The sequence below is a fragment of the Oscillibacter ruminantium GH1 genome, from assembly GCF_000307265.1.
GTDB classification, from domain to species: Bacteria; Bacillota; Clostridia; order Oscillospirales; family Oscillospiraceae; genus Oscillibacter; species Oscillibacter ruminantium.
Genome location: NZ_DF158900.1, coordinates 185663 through 210513, shown reverse-complemented (window position 1 = coordinate 210513; position 24851 = coordinate 185663). Strand labels below are relative to the sequence as shown.

Here is a 24851-nt window from a genome sequence, read left to right as displayed (position 1 = left end):
TTACTTCACCTCGGCCTTTCCGCCGGCTGCCTCGATTGCCTCCTTGGCAGACGCGGAGAAGGCAGAGGCCTGCACCGTCACCTTCTTGGTGACCTTGCCGTTGCCCAGCACCTTGAATCCATAGGTGCATTTGGAAAGGATGCCCTTGCTCAGCAGCGCTTCTGCGGTGACGGTTTCGCCGTCTTCAAAAGCGTTCAGAGCGCTGAGATTGATGATCTCAAGGGGCTTTGCAAAGATGTTGTTGAAGCCGCGCTTAGGAACGCGGCGAGCCAGAGGCATCTGGCCGCCTTCGAATCCGACGCGGACCTTGCCGCCGGAACGGGCCTTCTGGCCCTTGTGGCCGCGGCCGCCGGTCTTGCCGTTGCCGCTGCCGGCACCCCGGCCTTTGCGGTAAGCAGACTGGACGGAGCCTTCGGCGGGAGACAGTTCGTTGAGTTTCATGTTTCCGTGCCTCCTTATTTCACTTCAGCGACCTGCAGCAGATAGCCGATCTTGGCGATCTTGCCGCGGGTCTGGTCGTTGTCGGGCTGCACGGTGATGTCACCGATCTTACGCAGGCCCAGGGAATGGGCGGTCAGAATCTGCTTTTCCAGACGACCGTTCAGGCTCTTGACGAGCTTAATATTCAAGTTTGCCATTTTAAGCCCCTCCTTAACCCACAATATCGCTGACGCTCTTGCCGCGAATACGGGCCACTTCCTCAGGTCCACGCATGGACTTCAGGCCCTCGAATGCGGCTGCAACCACGTTGTTAGCGTTGTTGGAGCGCAGGCATTTAGTACGGATATCCTTAATTCCGGCAGCTTCCACGACGGCACGAACAGCGCCGCCGGCGATCACGCCGGTACCGGGGGCTGCGGGCTTCATCAGCACGCGGCCTGCGCCGGCTTCACCGATCACCTCATGGGGAATCGTGGAACCGGACAGCGTCACGGTAATCATGTTCTTCTTTGCGGACTCCAGGCCCTTGCGAATCGCCTCGGGAACTTCGGCGGCCTTGCCCAAACCATAGCCGACCTTGCCCTTCTGATCGCCGACAACGACCAGAGCGGAGAACTTCATCACGCGGCCGCCCTTAACAGTTTTGGAAACTCGGTTGAGGGCAACAACCTTCTCGGCATACTCGCTGGGTTCTCTTTCAAATCTAGGCATGTTGTTTACCTCCTCCGATTAAAACTTCAGGCCGCCCTCGCGGGCGCCGTCGGCCAGTGCCTGAACACGGCCATGGTACAGATAACCGCCACGATCAAAAACAACGTTTTCGATCCCCTTCGCCTTGGCCCGCTCTGCAACGAGCTTGCCAACTGCGGTGGCAGCGGCGATGTTGCCGCCGTAACCAGCGATCTCTTTATCCAGAGAAGACGCGGCGACCAGAGTCTCGCCCTTCACGTCGTCGATAATCTGGGCATAGATGTTGGCCTCGCTGCGGAACACGTTCAGACGGGGAGCAGCGGCAGTGCCGGAGATTTTGGAGCGCACCCTCTTGTGGCGCTTCAGGCGCTGAGCATTGGTATTCGGTCTTTTAATCATTTCGGCACACCTCCTTACTTCTTGGCGCCGGTCTTACCAACCTTGCGGCGGATGACCTCGTCAGCATACTTGATACCCTTGCCCTTATAAGGCTCGGGAGGACGCTTCTCGCGGACTTCAGCGGCGAACTGGCCAACAGCCTGCTTGTCGCAGCCGCGAATGATAATTTTATTGGGAGCGGGAACATCAATGGTGATGCCCTCGATCTCGGAAACAATCACCTGATGGGAAAAACCAAGGTTCATGACCAGGTTCTTGCCCTCCTTGGCGACACGGTAGCCCACGCCGTTGACTTCGAGTTCTTTAGCGAACTCATTGGTCACACCCTCCACCATGTTGTGGAGCAGGGTGCGGGTCAGGCCATGCAGGGACTTGTGCAGCTTATCCTCGGAGGGACGGTCCACGGTGATCGTGTTGCCGTCCTGCTTGATGATCATTTCGGGACGCAGAGCCCGGGTCAGTTCACCCTTGGGGCCCTTGACGGTGACCACATTACCTTCGGCCACGTTGACGCTAACGCCGGCGGGAACGGTAATGGGCATTCTGCCAATTCTAGACATGATTCAGTACCCTCCTTACCAGACGAACGCCAGGACTTCGCCGCCGACATGCAGCTCGCGGGCCTTCTTGTCGGTTACAACGCCCTTAGACGTGGAAATGATCGCGATACCCAGGCCGCGGAGCACACGGGGCAGCTCCTCTGCGCCCACATAGACGCGCAGGCCGGGCTTGCTGACACGGCGGAGGCCGGTGATGACCTTCTCCTTGCCGGCATTGTACTTCAGCGTGATGTGAAGCACGCCCTGAAGGCCGTCTTCCACCATCTGAAAGCTCTTGATGTAGCCCTCATCCAGCAGAATCTGAGCAATGCTCTTCTTCATATTGGAGGCGGGGACATCAACGGTGTCGTGCTTTGCGCTGTTTGCGTTGCGGATGCGGGTCAGCATATCCGCAACCGGATCTGTGATATGCATGGATAAATCCTCCTATTTTAGAGTTACGGTCCTAAAACCGTTCAGGCAGCGAGGTATCACTATGAATGGAGCAGTCCGCTCTAGCGTGGTGCTCAATTCACAGTGACCTTTCGCCATCCTTTAACCAGAGCCTTGCGGCTCAAAGTCACAAAGTGTTGCCGGGGCAGCCTTAGAAAGACGCCTTCCGGACGCCAGGGATCTCGCCCTTGTACGCCAGCTCACGGAAGCAGATACGGCAGATGCCGTAGTCCCGGAGATAGGCGTGGGGACGGCCGCAGAGCTTGCAGCGGTTGTACTTCCGGGAAGAGAACTTCGCGGGAGCCTGCTGCTTCAAAATCATAGACTTTTTAGCCATTCTTCTCTTCCTTCCTTATTTCGCGAAGGGAGCGCCGACCTGCTCAAGCAGGGCGCGGGCTTCCTCGTCGGAGTGGGCAGTGGTGCAGATGACAACATCCATACCGCGGATCTTGTCGATCTTATCGTACTCGATCTCCGGAAAGATCAGCTGCTCCTTGATGCCCAGAGCATAGTTGCCGCGGCCATCGAAAGAGTTAGCATTGATACCCTGGAAATCACGGACGCGGGGCAGGGCCACATTGAACAGGCGGTCCAAAAACTCCCACATCTTCGCGCCGCGGAGAGTAACCTTCGCGCCAATGGGCATCTCCTCACGGAGCTTGAAGTTTGCGATGGACTTGCGGGCCTTGGTGATAATGGGCTTCTGGCCGGTGATCTGGGCCAAATCGCCCACCACGTTCTCCAGAACCTTCGCATTTTCACGAGCCTCGCCGCAGCCCACGTTCACGACAACTTTGTCGATCTTGGGGATCTGCATAACGCTCTTGTAGCCAAACTGCTTCATGAGCGCGGGAGCGACTTCGGCGGTGTACTTCTCTTTCAATCTTGCCATACTCGTCTACTCCCCTTTCTTACAGCTCGGCGCCGCAGTGCTTGCACACGCGGACGCTCTTGCCGTTTTCAATCTTGTGGGCAACGCGGGTGCCCTTGTTGCACTTGGGGCAAACCACCTGCACCTTGCTGGAGGCGATTGCCGCCTCGCGCTTGACAATGCCGCCGGTCTCGCCCTGCTTGCGGGGCTTGACGTGGCAGGTCACCATGTTGATGCCCTCCACAACGACCTTGCTGGTCTTGGGCACGCTGCCCATGACCTTACCCTGCTTGCCCCGGTCCTTGCCGGAGAGGACGACCACGGTGTCGCCCTTTTTGATATTCATAGACATATCAGGCGTCCTCCTCAAATCACTTCGGGAGCCAGGGACAGGATCTTCATATAATCCTTGTCGCGCAGCTCGCGTGCAACCGGCCCAAAGATACGGGTTCCTCTGGGATTCTGGTCGTCCTTGATGAGGACGGCAGCGTTATCGTCAAAGCGGACATAGGTGCCGTCATTACGGCGAACGCCCTTGGCGCTGCGAACGATAACGGCCTTGACCACTTCGCCCTTCTTCACGGTGCCACCGGGCTGGGCCTTCCGGACAGACGCCACGATGACGTCGCCGATGTTGCCGAACTTACGGGTGGAGCCGCCCAGAACGCGGATGCACTTGATCTCTTTGGCGCCGGTATTATCGGCAACCTTCAAATAACTTTCCTGTTGGATCATAACTCGGCACCTCCTTACTTCGCTTTTTCAATGATCTCGACCACGCGCCACCGCTTGTCCTTGGACAGGGGACGGGTCTCCATCACCTTTACCTTATCGCCAATGCCGCAGGCATTTTCCTCGTCGTGGGCCTTCAGCTTATAGGTACGGCCAACGATCTTCTTATACAGAGGATGGGCCACACGGTCTTCGATCGCCACGACCACGGTCTTGTCCATCTTATCGGACACAACCTTGCCGACTCTGGTCTTCCGGGAGGAAGTTCTCACCATTTCACTCATGTTCACTTACCTCCTTACTGCTTGTCGGAAGCTTGAAGCTCCCGCAACACGGTCTTGACTCGGGCAATATCGTGCTTGGTCTCCCGGATCTTCAGGGGATTGTCAAGCTGATTGGTGGCGTGCTGCATACGCAGGAAAAACAGATCCTTCTTCAGTCCGGTCAGCTTCTCATTGAGCTGCTCGGCATTCATCTTGCGAACTTCACTTGCCTTCATCTTACTCACCTGCTTCCTGAGCCTCCGAAGCAGTCTCGCGGACGATCAGCTTCGTCTTGATGGGCAGCTTGTGGCTGGCCAGACGCAGAGCCTCACGGGCGGTCTCTTCGGGAACACCGGCAATCTCAAACATGACACGGCCGGGCTTCACAACTGCAACCCAAAACTCGGGGGAACCTTTACCGGAACCCATACGGGTGTCGGCAGGCTTCTTCGTAACGGGCTTGTCGGGGAAGATCTTGATCCAGACCTGACCGCCACGCTTGGTGTAGCGGGTCATGGCGATACGAGCCGCCTCGATCTGGTTGCTGGTGATCCAGCCGGGCTCCATAGCCTGGAGGCCGAACTCACCGTAAGTCACCGTATTGCCGCGCATGGCCTTGCCGGTCATGCGGCCGCGGTGCACACGGCGATACTTAACTCTTTTGGGCAGAAGCATTATTCAGCTCCTCCTTCCTTCTTGGGTTCAGCGGGGGCCGCAGGGGCAGCCGCCGGACGAGGGGTGGTGTTGGTGCGGTTGAAGCCGCCCTGAGGTGCGCGGTTAAAGCCGCCCTGGCCAGCGGGGCCGCGGTTGAATCCGCCGCCCTGACCGGCAGGACCACGGTTGAAGCCGCCGCCCTGACCGGCAGGACCACGATTGAAGCCGCCGCCCTGACCGGCAGGACCACGGTTGAATCCGCCGCCCTGACCGCCACGGTTAAATCCACCGCCCTGACCTCCACGGTTGAAGCCACCGGGACGGCGATCGCCGCCACGGAAGTCGCCATCACGGCGGGGACGACGCTCACGACGCTCCTGATAGGGCTTCGTGGTGTCCATCGTACGAGGAGTGGTACGCAGGGTCTGAGAGAGAACCTCTCCCTTGTAAACCCAAACCTTCACGCCGATGCGGCCAAAGGTGGTGGCAGCCTCCGCAAAGCCGTAATCAATGTCGGCACGGATGGTCTGCAGGGGGATGGTGCCCTCGTGATAGTGCTCAACGCCCGCGATCTCGCGGCCGCCCAGACGACCAGAGCAGCAACACTTGATACCCTTGGCGCCAGCGCGCATGGCGCGAGCCATGGAGTTCTTCATCGCACGGCGATGAGAGATACGCTTCTCCAGCTGCTGTGCGATGTTCTCAGCGACCAGCTGCGCATCCATATCGGGGTTACGAACCTCGACGATGTTCAGCTTGACCTTCTTGCCCACCAGCTTTTCAACGGCCAGACGATACTGCTCGATCTGCTCGCCGCCCTTGCCGATGACCACGCCCGGACGGGCGCAGTGCAGGAAAATGGTGACCGTGTCGCTGCTGCGCTCGATCTCGATCTTGGGAACGCCCGCGCCGTACAGGGTCTTCTTCAGGTACTTGCGGATCTTCTGATCCTCAACGATCAGATCGCCGACCTTCTCATCACTGGCATACCAACGGGAATCCCAGTCTTTGATGACACCCACGCGCATGCCATGGGGATTAACTTTCTGTCCCATAAAACTGTCTCCTCCCTCTTATGCCTTTTCCGTCACGGCCAGCGTGACGTGCGAGCTTCTTTTATTGATGCGGTACGCACGGCCCTGTGCCCGGGGCATCATCCGCTTCAGGATGGGGCCGGGGGTCGCAAAGACCTCGGAGACGTACAGCTTGCTGGGGTCCATGGCGAAGTTGTTTTCCGCGTTAGCGGCAGCACTCTTCAGAAGTTTCATCAGAGGCTCAGATGCAGCCTTGGGGGTCTGCATCAAGATTGCCATGGCGGTGCCCACATCCTTGCCGCGGATCAGATCGCAAACGATCTGAATCTTGCGGGGAGCGATGCGGACATAGCGCAGATAGGCTTTAGCTTCTTTGGTTTCCATATTTCGCATCCTCCTTATTTATCTTTGGCGTGACCGCGGAAAGTCCGGGTGGGGGCAAACTCACCCAGCTTGTGGCCAACCATGTCCTCCTGGACATAGACAGGCACATGCTTGCGTCCGTCATGGACAGCAATGGTGTGGCCCACGAAAGCGGGGAAGATGGTGGAGCTGCGGCTCCAAGTCTTCAAAACCTGCTTTTCATTCTTCTTGTTCATTTCCTCGACCCGCTTAAGAAGCTCCGGGGCAACATACGGGCCTTTTTTGACAGATCTGCTCATATTCTACTTGCCTCCTTACTTCTCGTTCCGCCGCTTGACGATGAACTTGCTGGTGGGGTTCTTGCCCTTACGGGTCTTGTAACCCATCGCGGGCTTGCCCCAAGGCGTCACAGGGCCGGGACGGCCGACAGGTGCGCGGCCCTCGCCGCCGCCGTGGGGGTGGTCACAGGGGTTCATGACAGAGCCACGAACCGTGGGACGCCAACCCATGTGGCGCTTGCGGCCGGCCTTGCCGATGTTGATGTTCTCGTGCTCAATGTTACCGACCTGACCGATGGTGGCCAAGCAGTTGGTCCGCACGATCCGGACTTCGCCGGAGGGCATACGGATCTGAGCGTCGCCGCTCTCCTTAGCCATCAGCTGAGCAGAGGTACCGGCGGAGCGCACCAGCTGGGCGCCGTTGCCGGGATGGAGCTCAATGTTGTGAATCACGGTACCCACGGGAATCTTCTCGATGGGCAGCGCATTGCCCGGCAGAATGTCGGCGTCGGGACCGGTCATGATCTTGTGGCCGGCCTTCATGCCCACGGGAGCCAGGATGTAGCGCTTCTCGCCGTCCTCATACTGGATGAGGGCGATGTTGGCGCTGCGGTTGGGATCGTACTCCAGGCGCAGGACCGTGGCAGTTCCCTGCTTGTCGCGCTTGAAGTCGATGATGCGGTACTTGCGCTTATTGCCGCCGCCGCGATGGCGGACGGTGATGCGGCCATAGCTGTTGCGGCCGGAGGACTTCTTCAGAGACTCGGTGAGGCTGGGCTCGGGCTTGGCTTTCTTGTCAATGCCGTCGAAACCGGAGACCGTCATCTGTCTTCTGGAAGGCGTCGTCGGCTTAAAAGTTTTAATAGACATCGCTTAACACTCCTTCAGTTTAATCAGTTCCGGTCTTAGACCATACCCTCGAAGAACTCGATGGTCTTGGATTCGTCGCTCAGCTGGACATAGGCCTTTTTCCAGGTCTTGGTCATACCGGGACGGCCCGCTCCCTGGCGCTTTTCCTTGCCGGGGACGGTCAGCGTGTTGACGCTCTTAACCTTGACGCCGAAGATTTCCTCAACGGCCTTCTTGATCTCGACCTTGCCTGCGTCTTTGGCGACCTCGAAGACGTACTTCTTCTCGGCAGTGCCGGACATGGCGCGCTCGGTGATGATCGGGCGAATGATGATGTCGTAACTGGTAGCCATTATGCGAACACCTCCTCGATTTTGGCGAGCGCGGTCTGGTCGATGACCAGCTTCTTGGCATTCAGAATGTCATAGACGCTCAGGATGGTGGCGGTGGTGGTGGAGACGCCGGGAATGTTCCGTGCGCTCTTGATGACAACGTCGTCCTTCTCAGGGATAACCACCATGGCCTTGCCGTCGGCCTTGACGGCGTCCAGGAACTTGCGGAAGTCGGCGGTCTTGATGGCGTCCATCTTAATGGTGTCCACCACAACGATCTCGCCGTCCGCGGCCTTAGCAGACAAAACAGACTTCAGCGCCAGACGCTTCATCTTCTTGTTCAGGACATAGGAATAATCCCGGGGCTTCGGGGCAAACACGATGCCGCCGTGGGTCCACTGGGGAGAGCGGGTGGAACCCTGACGCGCGTGACCGGTGCCCTTCTGACGCCAGGGCTTTCTGCCGCCGCCGGAAACCTCGGCGCGGGTCAGGGCGCTCTGGGTACCCTGCCGGCAGTTGGCGAGGTGGTTCTTCACGGCCTCGTGGACAACGGCCTCATTCGGCTCGATGCCGAAGACGGCGTCGCTCAGAGTAACTTCGCCGACCTTTGCGCCGGACATATTCAAAACTTCAACATTAGGCATATTCTAAGCACCCCTTTCTTACTTGTTTCTTGCGGAAGCCTTCTGCGGGTTGCGGCCGGAAGCCTTCTGCGGGTTCTTGCTGATGTCAGCACCGGCCTGCTTGATCTTGTGGACCTTGACCGTGCTCTTGATGGTGACGAGGCTGCCCTTGGGTCCGGGAACAGCGCCGCAGACGACCAGCATGTTCAGCTCGGGATCGACCTTGACAACAGACAGGTTCTGCACAGTGACCTGATCCACGCCCATGTGGCCCGCACCAATCTTGCCCTTGAAAATCTTGGAAGGATCGGAAGAAGAGCCCATGGAACCTGCGTGACGGTGAACAGGGCCGCCGCCGTGGGTCATGGGAGTGCGCTGAGCGCCCCAGCGCTTGATAACGCCGGCATAGCCGTGGCCCTTGCTGGTGCCGGTCACGTCCACGAAGTCGCCAGTCTTAAAGGTGTCCGCCTTGACGAGATCGCCGATGTTCAGTTCGGCGGCATTCTCCAGCTTGAACTCCTTCAGGTGCTTCTTGGGGCTGACGCCCGCCTTGGTCAAATGGCCCATCTCGGGCTTGTTGAGCTTCCGCTCGGGCACGTCTTCATAGCCCAGCTGAACGGACTCATAGCCATCCTTTTCAGCGGTCTTCTTCATCGTGACCACGCAGGGGCCCGCTTCGATCACAGTAACGGGAATCACGTGACCGTTTTCATCAAAGATCTGGCTCATGCCGACCTTTTTGCCGATGATTGCTTTCATGTATGTTCCTCCTTAAAGGTTATTGGTCGACTTAGATACGGCTGCGCCGCATTGCTCTGCCGACATGACCCGCCCGCCTCGCAAGTCGGCGGACATTGGGTGAGCAACGAATAAAATAGGAAGGGGTCTTACAGCTTGATTTCGATCTCAACGCCCGCGGGCAGCTCCAGAGCCATCAGCGCTTCCACAGTCTTGGGAGTGGAACGGGTGATGTCGATGAGGCGCTTGTGGGTGCGGCGCTCAAACTGCTCGCGGCTGTCCTTGTACTTGTGGACGGCACGCAGGATGGTGACGACCTCTTTCCGGGTGGGCAGAGGGATAGGGCCGGAGACTTCTGCGCCGGTGCGCTTGGCCGTCTCGACGATCTTCTCTGCGCTCTGGTCGATGACCTGATGGTCATAGGCCTTCAGACGAATGCGAATCATTTGCTTCTCTGCCATGTTTGTTTCCTCCTGAATTTCGTACATAGTTTTTTGTAATGTTCCGAAAACTGTGTACGGCGGGAAGTTTTTCTATACGCTTATCCGTGCGTATCATTCTAGCTCATGAAAAATACCGGCGCTATACGGCCGGTATCCAAACATGGCGCAGCGATCTACGCAACGTACAGATTCCTTCTCAGCCGCCCGATCATCGGACATACTCCCCGAAAGTTACCGAAGTAAACTTCGCAATCTCCCGGTTCATCGCAGTTTGCGCATGTTTAGACATTGTCCACCTACACGCGCTCAACTATAATACAAAATATCCGACCCAATGTCAAGAGGAATTTCATATTTCCTCACAATTATTTTGATGTCCCTTCATGGGGTTTCGCCGGATGGATATTTTATAATAATGTATCTCCCGCTTTTGGGGTAGAATCCTTTATGTGCGTCCCGTTTAGTTTTTCAGTTTTTTACGTCGTTTTCGGTAAATTTTTATGAAATATTACGTGCTGTTTTCCTTGTAACGCAGAATTGGATATAGTACAATAAACTTATCTTGAATTGCTGTGAAGCGCCGCGCTCACAGTGTGAAAGGAACTTATTTGCATGGACACCATCTATGTCACCGGACACCGCAATCCCGACACGGACTCTGTCGTCTCCGCCATGGCTTATGCCGCCCTGCGCAACTCTCTGGGCGACCGTGAATACACAGCGGCTTGCCTTGGCCGGGTCAACGACGAGACGCAGGCTGTTTTGGATCGTTTCCAGTTCAAGCCTCCGATGCTGCTGAAAAATGTGCGTACGCAGGTCTGCGACCTGAAGTACGACACTCCGCCCCTGCTGAATTCAGGGGTCACCATCAGCCGGGCGTGGCATGTGATCCATCAGGATACCAACATCTCCGCCATTCCGGTCACAAACGAAGACGGGACCCTGTTCGGCATGCTCTCCGCCGGGGACATCGCGGCCTATGATATGTCTTCTGTCCGCAATCCTCAGATCAGTAACATTCCGCTGTATAACCTGCTCTCCGTCATTGAGGGAAAAGTCCTCAACGACGCAGGCGAACAGGTGGACAACGTCTCCGGCGAGGTTACCATCGCCCTGCCTGCCTCCTGCAAGAATCTGCTGTTCGACAGCAAGAACAGCATCGTGATCTGCGGCGATCAGCCGGACATGATCCGTTACGCGATGGAACTTGGCGTCCAGTGCCTAATCGTCTGTCAGGCAGAGGTCAGCGAGGAACTGCGGGCGCTGAAAACGGAAACCTGCCTAATCTCCACGCCCTTTGACGCCTACCGCACGGTTCGTCTGATCTGCCACTCCCTGCCGGTAAGCCGCATCTGCAAAACGGAAAACATGGTTTCTTTCCATCTGGACGATTATATCGACGACGTGCGGGAAACGGTCCTGAAAAGCCGGTTCCGCTGCTATCCGATTCTGGATGAAAACGAGCAGGTGGTGGGAACGCTGTCCCGCTTCCATCTTCTGCGCCCCACCCGCAAGCGGGTGGTGCTGGTGGATCACAACGAGCTGGCGCAAGCCGTCCGCGGTCTTGAACAGGCAGACATTTTGGAGATCATCGACCACCATCGTCTGGCGGATATCCAGACTGGAAACCCTATTTTCGTCCGCAACGAGCCGGTGGGCAGCACCACCACCATTGTGGCCGGAATGTATCAGGACCGGGGACTGATGCCCTCGGAAAAGATGGCGGGCATGATGGCCGCGGCCATTTTGTCCGACACCGTCATGTTCAAGTCCCCCACCTGCACCCAGCGGGACATTGACATGGCCAACCGCATGGCCCGCATCGCCAAAGTCTCTCTCAATGAACTGGGCCATATGATCTTCTCTGTTTCCAACGGTGAAAATCACACGGCGCAGGAACTGCTGATGACCGATTTTAAGGAGTTCCATATCGCCGGACATGATTTGGGCGTCTCGCAAATTACCTGCGCGGATTCCGAACACATGCTGGCCCGGAAGGACGAGCTGATTGAGGCCCTGCATCAGATGCGGACGGACAAGCACTATGATTTGGCGGTGCTGATGCTGACCGACGTGCTGCAGGAGGGCAGCCGCCTGTTTTATGCAGGTGACGATCAGACCATCCAGCAGGCATTTAACTGCAAAACGGTAAATGGCAGCGTGTTCCTGCCCCACGTCATGTCTCGGAAAAAACAGGTTATTCCGGCCCTGTCGGCCCTTTGGGGTTGAGTTCCGTCATCTTGATTGCAGCGCCGCCGCTTTGGCGCGAACGCATTCCATCAAAGTCAATAAAAAGGAGCCACGGCTTCTTATCTGCCGTGGCTCCTTTTTTCGCGTCTTGCTGTTGGGCGCGCTCTATGCTACGGTATACGGGCGTTTTATCCCTATTTTTATCCCCGCTTCATCGGCGGAATTTTCTTTCGCAGACTCTCCAGCCGATTCAGCGCGTCCAGAAGCGTCTCGTCCTTTTTGGCAAAGTGGAAACGAATCAAATGGTTCACCGGCTCCCGGAAGAAACTGGACCCAGGCACCGCTCCTACCCCCACCTTTTCCGCCAGAGTTTCACAGAATTCAAGGTCGCTGTCATAGCCAAACTCGGAAATGTCCATCAAAATGTAATAGGCCCCCTGTGGAACATTGTGAACAAGGCCGATCTCATCCAGCCCCTTTAAAAAGAGATCGCGTTTATGGGTATAGATTGCCAGCAGATCGTCGTAATACGCCTGTCCGAATTTCAGTCCGGGGATCACCGCCTCTTGAAGCGGTGCGGCCGCGCCCACGGTCAGAAAATCATGCACCTTTTTGATGCGTTCCGTGATCTCCGGCGGCGCGATGGTATACCCCAGACGCCAGCCTGTAATCGAGTAAGTTTTGGAAAGGGAGGAACAGGAAATCGTCCGCTCCCACATGCCGGGAAGCGCGGCAAAATAGGTGTGCCGATTGGGCGCGTATACAATGTGCTCATACACCTCGTCGGTGATGACATAGGCATCGTACTTTTTTGCCAGCGAGGCAATCGTCTCCAGCTCCGCCTTTGTAAATGCCTTGCCGCAGGGGTTGGACGGATTGCAGAGGATCAGCGCCTTGGGCCGCTGACGGAACGCATCCTCCAATTCCTCCGGGTCAAAGTTGAACGCGGGCGGGTGCAGCGGCACATAGATCGGCTCCGCACCGGAGAGAATGGTATCCGCCCCGTAATTTTCATAAAACGGAGAAAAAACGATCACCTTGTCTCCAGGATTGGCCACAGTCATCATCGCGGCCATCATCGCCTCCGTGGAACCGCAGGTGACCACGATCTCCCCATTCGGATCGACAGCGTGTCCCATCAGGCGGGATTGTTTTTTTGCCAGCGCTTCCCGCAAGTTCTGCGCGCCCCAAGTGATGGAGTATTGGTGAAAATTCTCTCCGGCTGTCTGTGCCAAACGGTCCAGAAGCTCCTTGGGCGGATCAAAGTCCGGAAAGCCCTGCGAGAGATTGACCGCACCGTATTGATTGGAGATCCGGGTCATCCGCCGGATCACCGAGTCGGTGAAGTCCGCCGTCCGGGTCGATAGATTCTGCATATCGGTTTGCCTCCTGTGCGCCTTTTGAACGGTCCTTTGGTCGGACCAAAGTATTTTTGCAATCGTAGCATGGAAAAGCTGCCATGTCAATGAATCGTGCGGATTTTAGCGGCTCCCTTCAGGATCTCCCTTGGCGGTATCCTGTGCATATCGCGGCGCTTCGTCGGCCTCAAAAAAACGGTTCTGATTCCGTCCGCCTCTCTTGGCCAGATACAGTGCCTGATCTGCCTGATGATACAGTTTTTCAAAATTGTCCTTGGCATCGCAGGCAAGCGAAATACCCACAGAGACTGGAATGGACTTCACCTCTCCCACAACGGTGGCATTCAGCCTTTTATTCAGGAGCCGCATTTTCTCACCGATCTGCTCCGCGCTTTCAAAACCGCTGAGATAAACGACAAACTCATCGCCGCCGATTCGGCCAATCGTGTGGCGTTTTCCGAACAGCGTGCGCAATGTCGAAGCCACGGCGGAAATCACCTCGTCTCCCCGCTGATGTCCATAAGTATCGTTCACTTCTTTAAAATGGTCGATATCCAGCAGACACAGCGCCGAAACTCCATATTTTTCCTCTTTCAGCGCATCTTCCACGCGACTGACAAAAGTTCCCCGATTGAGCAGCCCGGACAACTGATCCACTTCGGACTTCAATTGCAATTCCCTCTTGGCGGCGTGGAGCTGGATAATCAACTTCTGATTTCTTTTCGCACTGAGCATATTCCTGATTGCTTTTGACTGCACAAAATAGTTGGAAAAAAGTGAAAGAACCAGCGAGACGAGCATCCCGAAAACTTCATAGCTACCAATTCTCGGGTTTTTAAGGAAGGTAACCAAAATGCAATAAATGGCGGTGAATTCCATATTGAAGAGTACAATCCGATCAAAGCGGTCAATTAACAGCATGGATAGAAGAGGCAGCATAATCACACTCACTGTACTGCGCTCGTCAGGATACGCCAACGCCAGCCCGGTGGAAAATGCGTAGAGAATCAGGACTTGCAAATAGGCCAAAAATGTATAGGAACAACGCGGCATTTTGGAGAGCAGCCAGCTCCCCAGAATTGCGGTTCCCGAAAAAAAGTACAGCAAGCGGAAGGGCTCAATCATTGGGAGGAGGTACGTCAAAGTGCCAAGCGATAACAAGATCACCGACCCCAAAAGTGATATGCACCGAACCATCAAGTGATTGTTTTCCTCAATCATATCCTTGCATTCGCCGTATTCGGTTGATGTATTGCCGTAATACTTTATATTTCTGATTATCAGCATTTCTACGCCCGTCCCTTATTAACGATGAATGATGCGGACATTCCCTCACCACGTCTCCATCTGCTTGAAACGCGCTGTGACTTCATTGCGCTGCTCTTCTTGAGATATTACTTTTTCAGATGCAGACCCATGGTTCTTTCAAAGTCGAAACAAATCGCCTGTTTAATCGATTTTTCGTCTTTGTCATTGCTGAATAGTATAGCATAAATATTGACGATTTGGAACGTGCTTCCATAGCAAAAACAAAAACTGAATGATTTTGTTATCTATAACTGCTTCTGTTTCATCAGGTCCGCTGTGCTATTTCAGTCCGACATAAAATTTTCAAATATTATTTTTTTTGCTCTTATGCTATAATAGCCGCAGAGCGATCATGATACGTGCATTTGCCCGCTCTAGGGATAGGCGCTTTGTTCAAAAGAGCCGGAACTTCAGGCTCTATCACCGCAGGCGAATGCCAAACCGCAGCAAACCCACAGACATACGTGAGGAGGAAGTTTGATGTACAATTCAACCAATTACGCATCCCCCATCGGGCCTATGACGCTGGCAAGCGATGGAGAACACATTGTCGGGCTGTGGCTGGAGGGGCAAAAGTATTTTGCCGGAACGGTCAAGGGCGCGATGCTTCCAAACGACTCTCTGCCTGTTTTTGAAGCGGCAAAGCGCTGGCTCGACGAATATTTCGCCGGCGGAAAGCCCGCCGTCTCTCAGCTCCCTCTGGCCCCTGTCGGCAGTGAATTTCGGCAGACGGTTTGGAAGCTGCTCTGTGAGATTCCCTACGGAGAGGTATCGACCTACGGAGAACTTGCAAAGAAAATCGCTAAAATGCAAAACAAACCGACCATGTCCCCGCAGGCGGTGGGTGGAGCGGTGGGTCACAATCCCATTTCCATCATCATCCCGTGTCATCGCGTCGTGGGAACGGGCGGCAGTCTGACCGGCTATGCCGGGGGCATTCCCGCTAAAATAAAATTGCTGGAGCTGGAGGGCGTGGACACCGCACAGTTCTATGCCCCTAAGGGGTAATGATTCCGCGCCAAGCCGCAAATCAGAGAAACGGGGCTGGCCCCCGCTTCCCCCATGACCGGAGTTTTCTTTACATACCTACATCCATTTTCGTGTGCAGGCAAAATTAAGGGCTTGCCGTCTGCCAATGGCAGACGGCAAGCCCTTTTGGCTGTCGGAAACCGCATCATGAAATTTTCAGCCTGCGCTTTTTTAGGGTAACACCACACAGAGATTGCGTGCAGATTGTGCGAGCCTGACGCAGGGCGGCTGTTTCCTCCTGTCGCTCAGGCTTCCTTTTTCGCGGCCAGAGCGTTTTTCAGCCAATCCTTACCGTCCACAAAGCGGGACACGATAAAACTGACCACATAATCGCCGGCGGAGTTAATCATGGTGGCGGGAGGATCCACCAGATTGCCGATAGCCACCAGAATGGGGAACGCCAGCTCCATCTGGTCGGCGAAGAAGATGGAGCAGATGATATATTCTCCGATGTAGCCGCCGCCGGGAACGCCGCTCATGCCCACAGAGGACAGAACCGCCACCAGCACCACAGAAAACAGCATCCCGATACCGCCAAAGTCCTTGCCAAACACGCCGAACACGAACGCGATCTTCAGCACGCAGCTAAAGCAGGAGCCGTCCATATGCATGGTCGCGCCCAGAGGCAGCACCATGTCGGAAACATCCTTGGAGATGCCGGTATCCTCGGCCGCCTCCATATTGGTGGGGATGGTGGCCACAGAGGAGCAGGTTCCCAGCGACACGATGGCGGGCCGGGCAATATGCTGGAACATGCTCTTCACGCCCAGCTTTCCGCCGCCAAACCATGCAAACAGCGGGAACGCGGTGAAAATGTAAATAAAGCACAGGGGATAGTACACCAGCAGCGCCCGACCATAGGATTCGGTGACCTGAGAACCATAGGATGCCACCAGATCGGCGAAGATGGAAAAGAACGCAATCGGCGCGTAATAGGTGACGATCTTTACGAATTTCAGCATCACGCCGGTCAGATCATCCAGAAACTTACCCACAGGAGAATCCTTGCCGCCGTTGAGGTTCACGGCAAAGCCGAACAGCATGGAGAACACGATCAGCGGCAGCATTGCCCTGCGGCTGAGAAGCCCCACAAAGTCCTCGGCGGTGAAGAAGTTGACGATCATCGTGGACAGGCTGGCGTACTCGCCCAGCTCTTCGGCGGGAATATCGTTCCAGGGGGTCAACACCGGCGGGAAAATCTGCATCAGCACATACATGATGACGGCAGCAATGGCGCCGGTAACCACAAAGGTAAGCACGGTGGTTCCCATAATCTTGCCGGCCCGCTTGCGGCTTTGCATATTGGCAACAGCACTGGAAATAGACGCAAACACCATGGGTACCACAATGCAGAACATCATGTTGATAAACACGGTACCCAGCGGCTTGAGCACGGAGGCTCCGGCCTGAATAACATTCCCGTCGGCGTCCTCTACCACAGGGTTCAGCCACCCCACAACAGCGCCCAAAACCATCGCCCCCAGCATCACCGCCAGGAACGCATAGTTGTGGGCCACGGACTTCTTTTCCATAACAGTCTTCCTCCTTTATCACACAACTTATTCTATCAGCCGCCCTCAGGCGGCAGGGACGCTCAAAGATGCAGGTCCTCGTCGCAGATTTCGCCCTTGCAGACGATGTTGGTGGGTCCCGTCAGATACAGCGCCGCAATGTGGGAGCCGTCCCGCTCCGCGTCCACGGTGAGCCGTCCGCCGGTCATATCGACCTGTACACCCTGACCGGATACCTTGCCTTGTAACGTCAGCACGGTGACAACCGATCCGGTGCCGGTGCCGCAGGCATAGGTAAAGTCCTCCACGCCGCGCTCAAAGGTTCGTTCATAAACCGTGTCCTCGCCGGTGATCTCATAGAAATTCACGTTGGCGCCCTTGGGGAAAGCGGGATGATTCCGCATGGCGCGGCCCAGCTCCCGCAGCTCGTTTTCGTCCGCGTTGCGCAGATTCCGATACGGAACCACCGCGTGAGGAAGACCCGGATTGCCAAGTTCCACATACGCGCAGGGATATTTGACGCCCTCCACCTCAATGGGATGCTCCAGTCGGACTGTGGAGGGATCGTTGAGACGAATGCGGTAAAGCCGGGAATCCATGCGCCGCCCGGTGATGATGCCCGCCGTCGTCTCCACCGTCTGCGTCTGCCCGGCCAGACCATTTTCATAACCGTACCGGCAGATGCACCGGGCGCCGTTTCCGCACATTTCGCCCACCGATCCGTCGGAGTTGTAAAACAGCATTTTGAAGTCTCCGCCCTGTGTGGGCGCGTCGATCACCATGAAGCCGTCCGCCCCAACGGAAAGGTGTCTCTCGCACAGTGTCTTTGCCATCTCAGGAAACGCCTCCTTGGGAAGACGCTCCTCCAAATTGTTCAGGACAATAAAATCATTGCCCGCGCCGTTCATTTTCCAAAACCGCATCAACGGCGGACCCCCCTTCAATTTTCTTGCTTTATTATATCAGCAGATAACCCGCAATTACACTGGAGAATGTGCTAAATTCCATGCAAAAAGTGCGACGTTATTTACACATTTGGGGAAACATGGATAACCGCACAAGCATCTGTCACAGGCTGTCAAGAATTGCGGATGTCAATGCCGCGGCAAAGGGACAAAAAAGTCAGGCCGCAAAAAGTCTCCGTGGACTTTTTGCGGCCTGACAGTGTCAGTCTTCGCGAATTGCGGAGACGGGACAGGCGTCGATAGCGGACTTCACGGCATCGTCGGGTCCGTCGGCAATGGCCTCCGCCTTGCCGTCCGCATTCATTTCAAATACCTCCGGCACGGAGCTGATGCACAGGCCGCAGCCAATGCAGGTATCCTGATCCACATGAGCGCGCATAAACCTTCCTCCTTTTTTGTCGGCGGCTTCAGCCGCCCTGCACAGTAGTATGCCCGGCACGCGGAATTCTTTTCGCGTAATCGGCAGGCGATTCCCCGCGGTATGGCGGAGCAGGCAGAAAGTCGGATTGTATGTATGCTTTCAAATGAGCAGGATTGAGACAGCGCCGCGTATTACGCGGCGAACGCCTTAAAAGACAAGATTGGCAAGATAAAAGAGCAAAAATGTATGGGCGGGATAGAAGAAGTAGAAAAACCATTTCATGCCCCGGCCCTTTTCTCCGTTGTAGCGAAGCATGAACGGCAGGGCCAGAACCATAAACCACTGGAGCGGAAAACCGAAATCCGACAGCAGCATTTCCTCGCTGAACTGATAGATGCAAAAGATCACGTATACCGCCGTTAAAAGCTCCCTGCGTTCTTTCACAAAATACATGGCAACGCCCAACGCGACAAACGCAAAGCCGTATTCGTTTAGCGCCAAATTGGGCGTAAGCCCGCTTTGAATATCGCCGCTGACCATCCGCAGGATAGGGAACAGTCCGGGAACGACGAAATAATAGGCCAGCTGGGATAAAAAGATGATACCCAACAGCCAGATTCCCCGATTGCGATCTGTCTGGATCAGCTCGATGGCGCTGATGAGAACGCCCACCCAGAAGAGAGATATAAAAATATCGTGGTTGCCATACATTTGTTCCGCATTGAAAGTCGCGTCGATCCAGCAGCGGAACAGCGTCATGGCGACACTCATGAGATACAGCCGCAGCAGAAATTTTTTACGGCTGCGGGTATAGTGATATCCCCACACCATACAAAACAGAAACAGCGGATAGGAAATTCTCCCCAGCAGACGGAGAACAACCGCTCCCGGCAAATCCTCAAAGTACAACCCGATGTGGTCGATCACCATCAGCGCCAGCGCAAGGCATTTAAGAGTAAAGGTACTCACGCCGCCCCCTTATTATGCGTGCTGTCCGGAGGTTCGCGCCGCCAGCGCCGTCTGGGGATTCTCCCGGGCGCACTCCTCGTTTTGATAGGGCAGCCCCTCCAGTTCATAGATCGTACGCAGAATCCGGCCCATGGCGGCGATGCTGCGGCCCCGAGCCACGGCCAGCCCGCCTGCGGCGGGAGAGGGAACGGAGCCGTCAAGAAGGCCCGTGACCTTGCGCAAAAAGTCCCAGTCGTCCTTGGCCTTGCAGACGGATACGCCGTCGGTCAGCCAGTCCCGATACACCGGAATGTTGCGCACCACCGTGGGAATTCCGCAGGCCAGTGCCTCCAGCACCACAATGCCCTCCGTCTCCTCATGGCTCATAAAGGCAAACACATCGCATCCGCAGTATGCGTCCCGCAGTTCCTCCCTGCCCACATAGCCGGGGAAGGTCAAATTGGACGGAGCCTCGGCAATGGCCCGGCGGATCTCTTGGGGCACCAGATCCAAATTCGTATAGCCGAACCAGAAAAAGCGAACATCCGGCAGTTTCCGGGCCATGTCCACAAACTCAAGAAGGCCCTTGCGGGCGATGTAGTGTCCCACGGAGAGGACGACCTTCTCCTGCTCGCCCAGACCGTATTTCTCCCTAAACGCTTTGCGCCGGGCGGCGGAGGGGGCAAAGAACTCTGTGTCCACGCCGTTGCTCAGGGCGTAGATAGGACGGCGAACGCCATAACTCTCCAGCAGCTGCTTGGAGTAGGGCGTGGGTGTGATGACCACATCGCCTCGCTCATAGCAAAACTTGATCCACCGGCGGAACAGCGGCGCCAAAAGATTGGAACCTTTAAAGGAATTGCGAAAATCCTCCTCGGTGGAGTGGCCGTAGTACACCACCTTTTTTCCGGCCAGATGGGCGCGAAGCGCCGCCAGCGGTGCGTCGGGCAGAACCGTGTTGATATGAATCGTCCGGGCCGATTGGGCAGAGCGATCCGTTGCGTCCACACCCACGGCGGACAGCATTTCTTTTTGGTGGAGTACAGCCTGACCCACGCCGCTGCGGCGGACCAAGGACAAAGAACCGGCATATAATTGGATACTCATGGTAAATTTCCTCCGTTTCAGGGCGCAACAAACCAGAGTGGGTCAAAGAGGGGCCCACCCTGTCGTGCGGTTTTTAATTGGAATCGCTCCGCGTTTTAGCTGCCGGAGCTTGGAAAAGAATTGAAAAGCGGGGCGCTTTTTCAGCGCTAAGATCGGCTAAAACAGCGCCGCCGCTTGCTGGAATACCACGTTCAGTCCCAGAGAGTACAGGGCGATGGAGGCAGGCTTTCCCAGCAGGATAATGGAGGTAAACCGCCCCAGCCGCATGGGAGTGGTGCCCGCCAGATAACACAGGAAGTCGTCCGGAGCCACGGGAAAGAAAATGGCGGCGGCAAACAGCACGTCGAACCGACGGGAGGTCCATGCCTCATATTTTCTGATCGTCTCCGGTTTAAACATCGTGGCAAGCAGCGGGCGGCCATAGAGCTTGGCCAGAAGAAACGCGGCGATGGAGCCCACGCAGATTCCCACGTAATTGTATACAAATCCCATCCACGGGCCGAACAGCAAAACTCCGCCCAGACATCCCAGCCCGCCGGGCAGGATGGGGATCACCACCTGCACCGCCTGAAACGCCACAAATATCAGTGCGCCCAGCGCGCCAAAACCGGTGATATAGGCCCGCAGCGCCTCCTGCGAGGTGAACAGCTGATGCTGCCAGCCGTAAACCACCAGCAGTGCGCAGCCAATCAGGCCCAAAACGGTGCAGAGGTTCAAAAGCGCCTTGGCATTTACATTTACGCGGTTTGGCATAGTCCCTCCCCTTCAATCGCGGCGGCATAGACTTCCGTGACACGGCTGACAAAATTCGCCGCGGAGAAGTTTTGCCGGGCGCGCTCTGCGGCGGCAACACGCATGGATGCACGGAGTTGCTCATCCGCCAAAAATTCCTGCAAATGTGCGGTAAACTCTCTGCCATTTTCAAACTGCCAGCCGTCAACGCCGTTCTCTATCACCCCGGAAAGGCAATCGTCCTTCCGGCACAGGGCAGGCAGACCCGCCGCCAGTGCCTCAATATAGGTGAGTCCCTGCGTCTCGCTGGTAGAGGCGCTGACAAAGAGATCCCCCAGCCGATAATAGTCCGCCACCTGCGCGGGCTTCACCATTCCGGCAAATACCACCCGGTCGCGCAAGTTCAAATCCCGGACGGACTCTTCCAGCGTCTGGCGGTAAGGCCCGTCTCCCACCAAAAGGAGGGTGATGTCGTTTCGCTTCAGTTCGGCAAGGCAGGCCAGCAGCTCTTCCACATTCTTCTCCTTGGCCAGACGGCCCACATAGGTCAGAACGAAGTTGCCCTCTGGGATGCCCAGCTTTGCTTTCAGCTGATGGAGATAGACCCCGTCGGACAGACCGGCAAACCGGCTCAAATCAATCCCCGTGGGAATCACGCATACCGGACGGCTGACGTGATACCCCTCCAGAATACCCCGCACCTTTTCCGTAGGCGCAATCACACAGGAGGTCTGGGCAATGACATGGCGGGAGAACAGCGCCACCATCCGCCGGCCCCAAGCCCGGCTGGGCGAGAAGTAATGGGTATAGTCCTCGTAAACCGTGTGATAGGTGTGGACAATGGGAGCGCCGGTGTGCTCGCTGATCTTCCGAGCCAGCAAAAAGGTGGAAAATTCACACTGTGTATGAATAATATCAGGCTGCCAGCGAATCAGCTCCTGCACTTGGCGAGTGGCCAGCGCGGTGCGCAGCCGGGCACCGGGATAAATCAGTCCCGCGCTCATAGCGCCCACATAGGTGACCTTGTCCCGGACCCGGGTATGCAGGGACTGAGACAGCGTCAGAACCCGGACCTCGTGGCCCTGAGCCTCCAGTTCCCGTTGGAGATTCAGTACCGAAGTCACTACACCGTTGACAATCGGGGCGTACCAGTCGCTTGCAATCAAAACTTTCATAAAAGGAACCTTCCTTTCCAGCACAAGTGGATTTATCTCAGGCGCGCGGCTCTTTTAGGCCGATCCGCGCTATATCTTCTACTCTATAAACGAGGGAAACAGGGAAAACGCTTCATATTTTGAAAATTTTTGTGGAGACGGCGACATTTTGCGCCGACACGGGTTTAAAAAGCAGAAAACTGTACTAGCTGTATTAATACGGTTAGTCTAGTACGAAATTGCAAGAATGTCAAGAGGAAATACGAAAAAACTGTGTTATATCTTTAGTACATGAATACAATAACACAGTCATTTGAAATGTCAAGTGGCTGTTCGGTAAAACTTGGGATAATTTTTACCAAATTCGTTCATAAAAGGGGCAAACAGAGCTTCCCAAGTGGACAAAAAGCCCTGCTTGCCTTTTTTCGTCAGGAAAGTTATAATTATAAAAACAAACCTTTCGCTTATTATCGACAGATTTGCGGAAATTTTGCGTCAAACATATAAAAATTTTAAAAAAGAAAAGCGGCGGAATGGAGAGCATCTATGGGAATACACAGCGCGCTGGAGGATCGGTTTACCCATCTGGTTCTTTTTGACACAGAGACAACGGGCATTGATCCCACGCGAGAGGAAATCATTGAAATTGGCGCGGTCAGTATCACTGCCGGAGAAGAGGACAGCAGCTTCAACGCGTTGATCCGTCTTTCGCCGTCGCGGACTCTGCCGCCCTTTATCACAGAGTTGACCGGAATTACAGCGGAACAGCTGGACCGCACAGGCATTGAAAAAACGACGGCTGCGGAGTCCTTCTGCAAGCTGCTGGAACGGGAAGACACGCTGCTTGTGGCTTACAACGCCCAGTTCGATCTGAATTTTATCTATTACTTACTGCGGGAGCAGGGCCGGACAGCAAGCCTGAAAAATCTGAAATTTCTGGATGCGCTGACAGTCTATAAAGACCGGCGGGACTACCCGCACAAACTGAAGGATGCCATTGCAGCCTATGGCTTGGAAGGTGAAGTGGAAAACAGTCACCGGGCCGTGGACGACGCCCGGGCCATGACAGCGCTGCTGTGGGCCATGGCGGAGGAAAAAGATGACCTTTTAGAGTATGTGAACCTCTTCGGCTATCATCCGAAATACGGGATATCCGGAAAGCGGATTTCCTCCATCACCTATATGCCTCAAGGGTTCCGGCGAGACATACCACTCTATGAGCGGGCGCGGAACGAAAGCAGCGCCGCCCAGAATGTTTGAATCTGAAACCAGAACATTTTTAAGCGGATGTTGCAACTGCACTGGCTTTTTCCTACCAAACTGGTACAGTATAGGTAAGTTTTTACAGGAAGAGGAGGCGCAGGCCATGGCAATGAAATCCCTTTGCCCGGAGTCCATCTTATCAGACCCGGCGGGTAACCGGCGGGAGTCCCGACGGGTGGAACAGTACCGCATCAGCAGCAAGGCGATCTATTTCAAGGCGTTTCCCAGCGAGAAATACCTGCCCTTTCAGGCGGTGGAACGGGCTTGGACGCAAAAGTCCAGCGTGCCGCTGACCGGCTGCTGCGGAAAAGAATTGCCGGTGGTGGTTCTGCGGGTGAAATATTCCGGGGGCTATTACCAGAATTTCACCTTTGAAAAGCAGGAGAGCGCCGATCAGGTGTTGGCTGCGCTGCATGAGGCGCGGCCCGAGGTTCCGCAGGAACCGGAGAAGTGAATCGAGTTGACACGCAAAAAGGGCCGCAGGCAATGCCTGCGGCCCTTTCGTTTATTCAGCTCAGTACTTGTTTTGAATTACCTCGGAGACTTTGCCGGACGCAATCTCCACATACCGCACAAACAAGGCCACCTTGTTTTCCTCGTCCAGCGCGTTCCAAATCTGCGCGGCAAAGGCCGCCGCGTCCGGCGCGTTCAGCGCCACGGAGCGCGGCTCTCCCTCGAAGGAGGGCAGCGGATTCCCGTCCCCCTGATAGGTGTGGATAAAGTGACCCACACCGGCCTTGGGCGCGTCATATTCAAAGAAATACCGGCAGCAGCAGCTCTCGTCCCCGTTCAGGGACTTCAAGATGGACAGATTATAGCTGTAATCCGGCTTCAAAACGCCGCTGATGCGCGGCGTCCAGTTGGGTCCGTCCGGCTCAAAGGCGCGGGTGACCAGCGCGTGCCGATAGCAGTGCCCCGCCGCCAGTGCGTCCCGGATGGTATCGGTCTGGTCGCCGTTGGTAACGATGGTTTTCCCCTCAAATTCCCGGACAGGATGATAGATAATCAGGCTGGGGTCCGTCATTTTCCCGGGGTCCTGCGCCTGCGTGCGGATACCGTCCTCCGTTTTCACAAAGACCCGATTCCGGGAATTTTCGCTGCGGCCCATGATAAAGTAAGCCAGAATCGCGTACCGGTTGTCGGCGCTGCGGCCCAGCAGAACACCCCGGCCCGGATAACGGTTGGCGCGGAGCAGAGTTTCCATATTTTGCAGTTCCATGGCG

The 24851-nt window shown here is 55.8% G+C and carries 35 protein-coding genes; 4 read left to right on the top strand and 31 right to left on the bottom strand.

Annotation, left to right across the window (positions count from 1 at the left end; translation table 11 throughout):
* The 21 genes from rplO to rpsJ all read right to left on the bottom strand — a co-directional run bounded on the left by rplO (position 1) and on the right by rpsJ (position 9720).
* A complete protein-coding gene (gene rplO, locus ON16_RS13155; protein ID WP_040663524.1) occupies positions 1-441 on the bottom strand; it encodes a 50S ribosomal protein L15 in 441 nt (146 codons plus the stop codon).
* A gap of 14 nt (positions 442-455) precedes the next feature.
* Complete coding sequence (rpmD, locus tag ON16_RS13150; protein WP_040663522.1) at positions 456-638, bottom strand: 50S ribosomal protein L30; 183 nt, start codon at positions 636-638, stop codon at positions 456-458.
* Between the two features lie 13 nt (positions 639-651).
* Entirely contained in the window at positions 652-1152 is a 501-nt protein-coding gene (rpsE, locus tag ON16_RS13145; protein WP_040663520.1) for a 30S ribosomal protein S5, read from the bottom strand.
* A gap of 18 nt (positions 1153-1170) precedes the next feature.
* The gene (gene rplR / locus ON16_RS13140) at positions 1171-1530 is read right to left on the bottom strand and encodes a 50S ribosomal protein L18 (RefSeq protein ID WP_040663518.1); all 360 of its coding nucleotides are present in this window, start codon (positions 1528-1530) and stop codon (positions 1171-1173) included.
* Between the two features lie 14 nt (positions 1531-1544).
* Entirely contained in the window at positions 1545-2090 is a 546-nt protein-coding gene (gene rplF / locus ON16_RS13135) for a 50S ribosomal protein L6 (protein WP_040663515.1), read from the bottom strand.
* 15 nt (positions 2091-2105) lie between these two features.
* On the bottom strand, positions 2106-2504 hold the full coding sequence (gene rpsH / locus ON16_RS13130) for a 30S ribosomal protein S8 (RefSeq protein WP_040663513.1): 399 nt from the start codon (positions 2502-2504) through the stop codon (positions 2106-2108).
* 169 nt (positions 2505-2673) lie between these two features.
* Entirely contained in the window at positions 2674-2859 is a 186-nt protein-coding gene (locus ON16_RS13125) for a type Z 30S ribosomal protein S14 (RefSeq protein ID WP_040663511.1), read from the bottom strand.
* 15 nt (positions 2860-2874) lie between these two features.
* A complete protein-coding gene (gene rplE / locus ON16_RS13120; RefSeq protein WP_040663509.1) occupies positions 2875-3414 on the bottom strand; it encodes a 50S ribosomal protein L5 in 540 nt (179 codons plus the stop codon).
* Between the two features lie 19 nt (positions 3415-3433).
* Positions 3434-3745: a 50S ribosomal protein L24 gene (gene rplX / locus ON16_RS13115; RefSeq protein WP_040663507.1), complete on the bottom strand. Its 312-nt coding sequence runs from the start codon at positions 3743-3745 to the stop codon at positions 3434-3436.
* Positions 3746-3759: 14 nt separating this feature from the next.
* Entirely contained in the window at positions 3760-4128 is a 369-nt protein-coding gene (rplN, locus tag ON16_RS13110; RefSeq protein WP_040663505.1) for a 50S ribosomal protein L14, read from the bottom strand.
* Between the two features lie 14 nt (positions 4129-4142).
* Complete coding sequence (rpsQ, locus tag ON16_RS13105) at positions 4143-4400, bottom strand: 30S ribosomal protein S17 (RefSeq protein WP_040663784.1); 258 nt, start codon at positions 4398-4400, stop codon at positions 4143-4145.
* 23 nt (positions 4401-4423) lie between these two features.
* Positions 4424-4624, bottom strand: coding sequence for a 50S ribosomal protein L29 (rpmC, locus tag ON16_RS13100; RefSeq protein ID WP_040663503.1), 201 nt, complete (start codon positions 4622-4624; stop codon positions 4424-4426).
* 1 nt (position 4625) lies between these two features.
* Positions 4626-5063: a 50S ribosomal protein L16 gene (gene rplP / locus ON16_RS13095; RefSeq protein ID WP_040663501.1), complete on the bottom strand. Its 438-nt coding sequence runs from the start codon at positions 5061-5063 to the stop codon at positions 4626-4628.
* A complete protein-coding gene (gene rpsC / locus ON16_RS13090; RefSeq protein ID WP_040663499.1) occupies positions 5063-6097 on the bottom strand; it encodes a 30S ribosomal protein S3 in 1035 nt (344 codons plus the stop codon). Before rpsC ends, rplP begins: the two co-directional genes overlap by 1 nt.
* Positions 6098-6115: 18 nt before the next feature.
* Positions 6116-6460, bottom strand: coding sequence for a 50S ribosomal protein L22 (gene rplV / locus ON16_RS13085; protein ID WP_040663497.1), 345 nt, complete (start codon positions 6458-6460; stop codon positions 6116-6118).
* A gap of 14 nt (positions 6461-6474) precedes the next feature.
* A complete protein-coding gene (gene rpsS, locus ON16_RS13080) occupies positions 6475-6738 on the bottom strand; it encodes a 30S ribosomal protein S19 (protein ID WP_040663495.1) in 264 nt (87 codons plus the stop codon).
* Between the two features lie 15 nt (positions 6739-6753).
* A complete protein-coding gene (gene rplB / locus ON16_RS13075) occupies positions 6754-7587 on the bottom strand; it encodes a 50S ribosomal protein L2 (protein WP_040663493.1) in 834 nt (277 codons plus the stop codon).
* A gap of 35 nt (positions 7588-7622) precedes the next feature.
* Positions 7623-7919 (bottom strand): 50S ribosomal protein L23, encoded by a 297-nt coding sequence (gene rplW, locus ON16_RS13070; protein WP_040663490.1) that lies wholly within the window; start codon positions 7917-7919, stop codon positions 7623-7625.
* Positions 7919-8542, bottom strand: coding sequence for a 50S ribosomal protein L4 (rplD, locus tag ON16_RS13065; protein WP_040663487.1), 624 nt, complete (start codon positions 8540-8542; stop codon positions 7919-7921). The genes rplW and rplD overlap by 1 nt, the downstream gene beginning before the upstream one ends.
* An 18-nt stretch (positions 8543-8560) precedes the next feature.
* The gene (gene rplC, locus ON16_RS13060) at positions 8561-9280 is read right to left on the bottom strand and encodes a 50S ribosomal protein L3 (protein WP_040663484.1); all 720 of its coding nucleotides are present in this window, start codon (positions 9278-9280) and stop codon (positions 8561-8563) included.
* A gap of 128 nt (positions 9281-9408) precedes the next feature.
* Positions 9409-9720, bottom strand: coding sequence for a 30S ribosomal protein S10 (gene rpsJ, locus ON16_RS13055; RefSeq protein WP_040663481.1), 312 nt, complete (start codon positions 9718-9720; stop codon positions 9409-9411).
* Between the two features lie 594 nt (positions 9721-10314).
* Between rpsJ and ON16_RS13050 the strand changes: the two genes are divergently transcribed.
* The gene (locus ON16_RS13050; protein ID WP_040663478.1) at positions 10315-11931 is read left to right on the top strand and encodes a putative manganese-dependent inorganic diphosphatase; all 1617 of its coding nucleotides are present in this window, start codon (positions 10315-10317) and stop codon (positions 11929-11931) included.
* Between the two features lie 161 nt (positions 11932-12092).
* On the opposite strand, the gene ON16_RS13045 is transcribed toward ON16_RS13050, so the two are convergent.
* Together ON16_RS13045 and ON16_RS15130 are read right to left on the bottom strand one after the other, a co-directional pair.
* The gene (locus ON16_RS13045) at positions 12093-13268 is read right to left on the bottom strand and encodes a pyridoxal phosphate-dependent aminotransferase (protein ID WP_040663475.1); all 1176 of its coding nucleotides are present in this window, start codon (positions 13266-13268) and stop codon (positions 12093-12095) included.
* Between the two features lie 105 nt (positions 13269-13373).
* Positions 13374-14537 (bottom strand): GGDEF domain-containing protein, encoded by a 1164-nt coding sequence (locus ON16_RS15130; RefSeq protein ID WP_051131763.1) that lies wholly within the window; start codon positions 14535-14537, stop codon positions 13374-13376.
* A gap of 501 nt (positions 14538-15038) precedes the next feature.
* Here ON16_RS15130 and ON16_RS13035 point away from each other — a divergent pair.
* Positions 15039-15566, top strand: coding sequence for a methylated-DNA--[protein]-cysteine S-methyltransferase (locus ON16_RS13035; protein ID WP_193372963.1), 528 nt, complete (start codon positions 15039-15041; stop codon positions 15564-15566).
* Between the two features lie 266 nt (positions 15567-15832).
* On the opposite strand, the gene ON16_RS13030 is transcribed toward ON16_RS13035, so the two are convergent.
* The 7 genes from ON16_RS13030 to ON16_RS13000 form a co-directional block, all read right to left on the bottom strand.
* Positions 15833-17119: a dicarboxylate/amino acid:cation symporter gene (locus ON16_RS13030; RefSeq protein ID WP_040663469.1), complete on the bottom strand. Its 1287-nt coding sequence runs from the start codon at positions 17117-17119 to the stop codon at positions 15833-15835.
* A gap of 62 nt (positions 17120-17181) precedes the next feature.
* The gene (gene dapF / locus ON16_RS13025) at positions 17182-18021 is read right to left on the bottom strand and encodes a diaminopimelate epimerase (RefSeq protein ID WP_040663465.1); all 840 of its coding nucleotides are present in this window, start codon (positions 18019-18021) and stop codon (positions 17182-17184) included.
* A 244-nt stretch (positions 18022-18265) separates the two neighbouring features.
* Positions 18266-18442, bottom strand: a complete 177-nt coding sequence (locus ON16_RS13020; RefSeq protein ID WP_040663462.1) for a ferredoxin — start codon at positions 18440-18442, stop codon at positions 18266-18268.
* A 189-nt stretch (positions 18443-18631) separates the two neighbouring features.
* Positions 18632-19393, bottom strand: coding sequence for a TraX family protein (locus tag ON16_RS13015; protein WP_040663459.1), 762 nt, complete (start codon positions 19391-19393; stop codon positions 18632-18634).
* A 12-nt stretch (positions 19394-19405) separates the two neighbouring features.
* Positions 19406-20479: a glycosyltransferase family 4 protein gene (locus ON16_RS13010; protein ID WP_051131762.1), complete on the bottom strand. Its 1074-nt coding sequence runs from the start codon at positions 20477-20479 to the stop codon at positions 19406-19408.
* A gap of 156 nt (positions 20480-20635) precedes the next feature.
* Positions 20636-21232, bottom strand: a complete 597-nt coding sequence (locus tag ON16_RS13005) for a TVP38/TMEM64 family protein (protein WP_040663456.1) — start codon at positions 21230-21232, stop codon at positions 20636-20638.
* Positions 21217-22386, bottom strand: coding sequence for a glycosyltransferase family 4 protein (locus tag ON16_RS13000; protein ID WP_040663453.1), 1170 nt, complete (start codon positions 22384-22386; stop codon positions 21217-21219). Before ON16_RS13000 ends, ON16_RS13005 begins: the two co-directional genes overlap by 16 nt.
* Positions 22387-22911: 525 nt before the next feature.
* Between ON16_RS13000 and ON16_RS12995 the strand changes: the two genes are divergently transcribed.
* Both ON16_RS12995 and ON16_RS12990 read left to right on the top strand, forming a co-directional pair.
* Positions 22912-23625, top strand: coding sequence for a 3'-5' exonuclease (locus ON16_RS12995; protein ID WP_040663450.1), 714 nt, complete (start codon positions 22912-22914; stop codon positions 23623-23625).
* A 106-nt stretch (positions 23626-23731) separates the two neighbouring features.
* Complete coding sequence (locus tag ON16_RS12990) at positions 23732-24082, top strand: hypothetical protein (RefSeq protein WP_040663447.1); 351 nt, start codon at positions 23732-23734, stop codon at positions 24080-24082.
* A gap of 60 nt (positions 24083-24142) precedes the next feature.
* Here the strand turns inward: ON16_RS12990 and ON16_RS12985 are convergent, their stop codons facing one another.
* On the bottom strand, positions 24143-24847 hold the full coding sequence (locus ON16_RS12985) for an IMP cyclohydrolase (RefSeq protein WP_040663444.1): 705 nt from the start codon (positions 24845-24847) through the stop codon (positions 24143-24145).
* Positions 24848-24851 lie beyond the last annotated feature (4 nt).

Excerpts from the sequence above, each read along its gene's own strand:
- rpsC (WP_040663499.1), bottom strand. The coding sequence starts at position 6,097 with ATGGGACAGAAAGTTAATCCCCATGGCATGCGCGTGGGTGTCATCAAA.
- ON16_RS15130 (WP_051131763.1), bottom strand. The coding sequence starts at position 14,537 with ATGCTGATAATCAGAAATATAAAGTATTACGGCAATACATCAACCGAA.
- rpsH (WP_040663513.1), bottom strand. The coding sequence starts at position 2,504 with ATGCATATCACAGATCCGGTTGCGGATATGCTGACCCGCATCCGCAAC.
- ON16_RS13125 (WP_040663511.1), bottom strand. The coding sequence starts at position 2,859 with ATGGCTAAAAAGTCTATGATTTTGAAGCAGCAGGCTCCCGCGAAGTTC.
- ON16_RS12995 (WP_040663450.1), top strand. The coding sequence starts at position 22,912 with ATGGGAATACACAGCGCGCTGGAGGATCGGTTTACCCATCTGGTTCTT.
- rplD (WP_040663487.1), bottom strand. The coding sequence starts at position 8,542 with ATGCCTAATGTTGAAGTTTTGAATATGTCCGGCGCAAAGGTCGGCGAA.
- ON16_RS13050 (WP_040663478.1), top strand. The coding sequence starts at position 10,315 with ATGGACACCATCTATGTCACCGGACACCGCAATCCCGACACGGACTCT.
- rplB (WP_040663493.1), bottom strand. The coding sequence starts at position 7,587 with ATGTCTATTAAAACTTTTAAGCCGACGACGCCTTCCAGAAGACAGATG.
- ON16_RS12990 (WP_040663447.1), top strand. The coding sequence starts at position 23,732 with ATGGCAATGAAATCCCTTTGCCCGGAGTCCATCTTATCAGACCCGGCG.
- ON16_RS13000 (WP_040663453.1), bottom strand. The coding sequence starts at position 22,386 with ATGAAAGTTTTGATTGCAAGCGACTGGTACGCCCCGATTGTCAACGGT.
- rpsS (WP_040663495.1), bottom strand. The coding sequence starts at position 6,738 with ATGAGCAGATCTGTCAAAAAAGGCCCGTATGTTGCCCCGGAGCTTCTT.
- rpsE (WP_040663520.1), bottom strand. The coding sequence starts at position 1,152 with ATGCCTAGATTTGAAAGAGAACCCAGCGAGTATGCCGAGAAGGTTGTT.
- rplC (WP_040663484.1), bottom strand. The coding sequence starts at position 9,280 with ATGAAAGCAATCATCGGCAAAAAGGTCGGCATGAGCCAGATCTTTGAT.
- rplV (WP_040663497.1), bottom strand. The coding sequence starts at position 6,460 with ATGGAAACCAAAGAAGCTAAAGCCTATCTGCGCTATGTCCGCATCGCT.
- rplR (WP_040663518.1), bottom strand. The coding sequence starts at position 1,530 with ATGATTAAAAGACCGAATACCAATGCTCAGCGCCTGAAGCGCCACAAG.
- ON16_RS13020 (WP_040663462.1), bottom strand. The coding sequence starts at position 18,442 with ATGCGCGCTCATGTGGATCAGGATACCTGCATTGGCTGCGGCCTGTGC.
- rpmD (WP_040663522.1), bottom strand. The coding sequence starts at position 638 with ATGGCAAACTTGAATATTAAGCTCGTCAAGAGCCTGAACGGTCGTCTG.
- rplW (WP_040663490.1), bottom strand. The coding sequence starts at position 7,919 with ATGGCTACCAGTTACGACATCATCATTCGCCCGATCATCACCGAGCGC.
- ON16_RS13030 (WP_040663469.1), bottom strand. The coding sequence starts at position 17,119 with ATGGAAAAGAAGTCCGTGGCCCACAACTATGCGTTCCTGGCGGTGATG.
- ON16_RS13005 (WP_040663456.1), bottom strand. The coding sequence starts at position 21,232 with ATGCCAAACCGCGTAAATGTAAATGCCAAGGCGCTTTTGAACCTCTGC.
- rplP (WP_040663501.1), bottom strand. The coding sequence starts at position 5,063 with ATGCTTCTGCCCAAAAGAGTTAAGTATCGCCGTGTGCACCGCGGCCGC.
- ON16_RS12985 (WP_040663444.1), bottom strand. The coding sequence starts at position 24,847 with ATGGAACTGCAAAATATGGAAACTCTGCTCCGCGCCAACCGTTATCCG.
- rpsJ (WP_040663481.1), bottom strand. The coding sequence starts at position 9,720 with ATGGCAGAGAAGCAAATGATTCGCATTCGTCTGAAGGCCTATGACCAT.
- ON16_RS13045 (WP_040663475.1), bottom strand. The coding sequence starts at position 13,268 with ATGCAGAATCTATCGACCCGGACGGCGGACTTCACCGACTCGGTGATC.
- dapF (WP_040663465.1), bottom strand. The coding sequence starts at position 18,021 with ATGCGGTTTTGGAAAATGAACGGCGCGGGCAATGATTTTATTGTCCTG.
- rpmC (WP_040663503.1), bottom strand. The coding sequence starts at position 4,624 with ATGAAGGCAAGTGAAGTTCGCAAGATGAATGCCGAGCAGCTCAATGAG.
- rplE (WP_040663509.1), bottom strand. The coding sequence starts at position 3,414 with ATGGCAAGATTGAAAGAGAAGTACACCGCCGAAGTCGCTCCCGCGCTC.
- rplX (WP_040663507.1), bottom strand. The coding sequence starts at position 3,745 with ATGTCTATGAATATCAAAAAGGGCGACACCGTGGTCGTCCTCTCCGGC.
- ON16_RS13035 (WP_193372963.1), top strand. The coding sequence starts at position 15,039 with ATGTACAATTCAACCAATTACGCATCCCCCATCGGGCCTATGACGCTG.
- ON16_RS13010 (WP_051131762.1), bottom strand. The coding sequence starts at position 20,479 with ATGAGTATCCAATTATATGCCGGTTCTTTGTCCTTGGTCCGCCGCAGC.
- rpsQ (WP_040663784.1), bottom strand. The coding sequence starts at position 4,400 with ATGGTGAGAACTTCCTCCCGGAAGACCAGAGTCGGCAAGGTTGTGTCC.
- rplN (WP_040663505.1), bottom strand. The coding sequence starts at position 4,128 with ATGATCCAACAGGAAAGTTATTTGAAGGTTGCCGATAATACCGGCGCC.
- rplO (WP_040663524.1), bottom strand. The coding sequence starts at position 441 with ATGAAACTCAACGAACTGTCTCCCGCCGAAGGCTCCGTCCAGTCTGCT.
- rplF (WP_040663515.1), bottom strand. The coding sequence starts at position 2,090 with ATGTCTAGAATTGGCAGAATGCCCATTACCGTTCCCGCCGGCGTTAGC.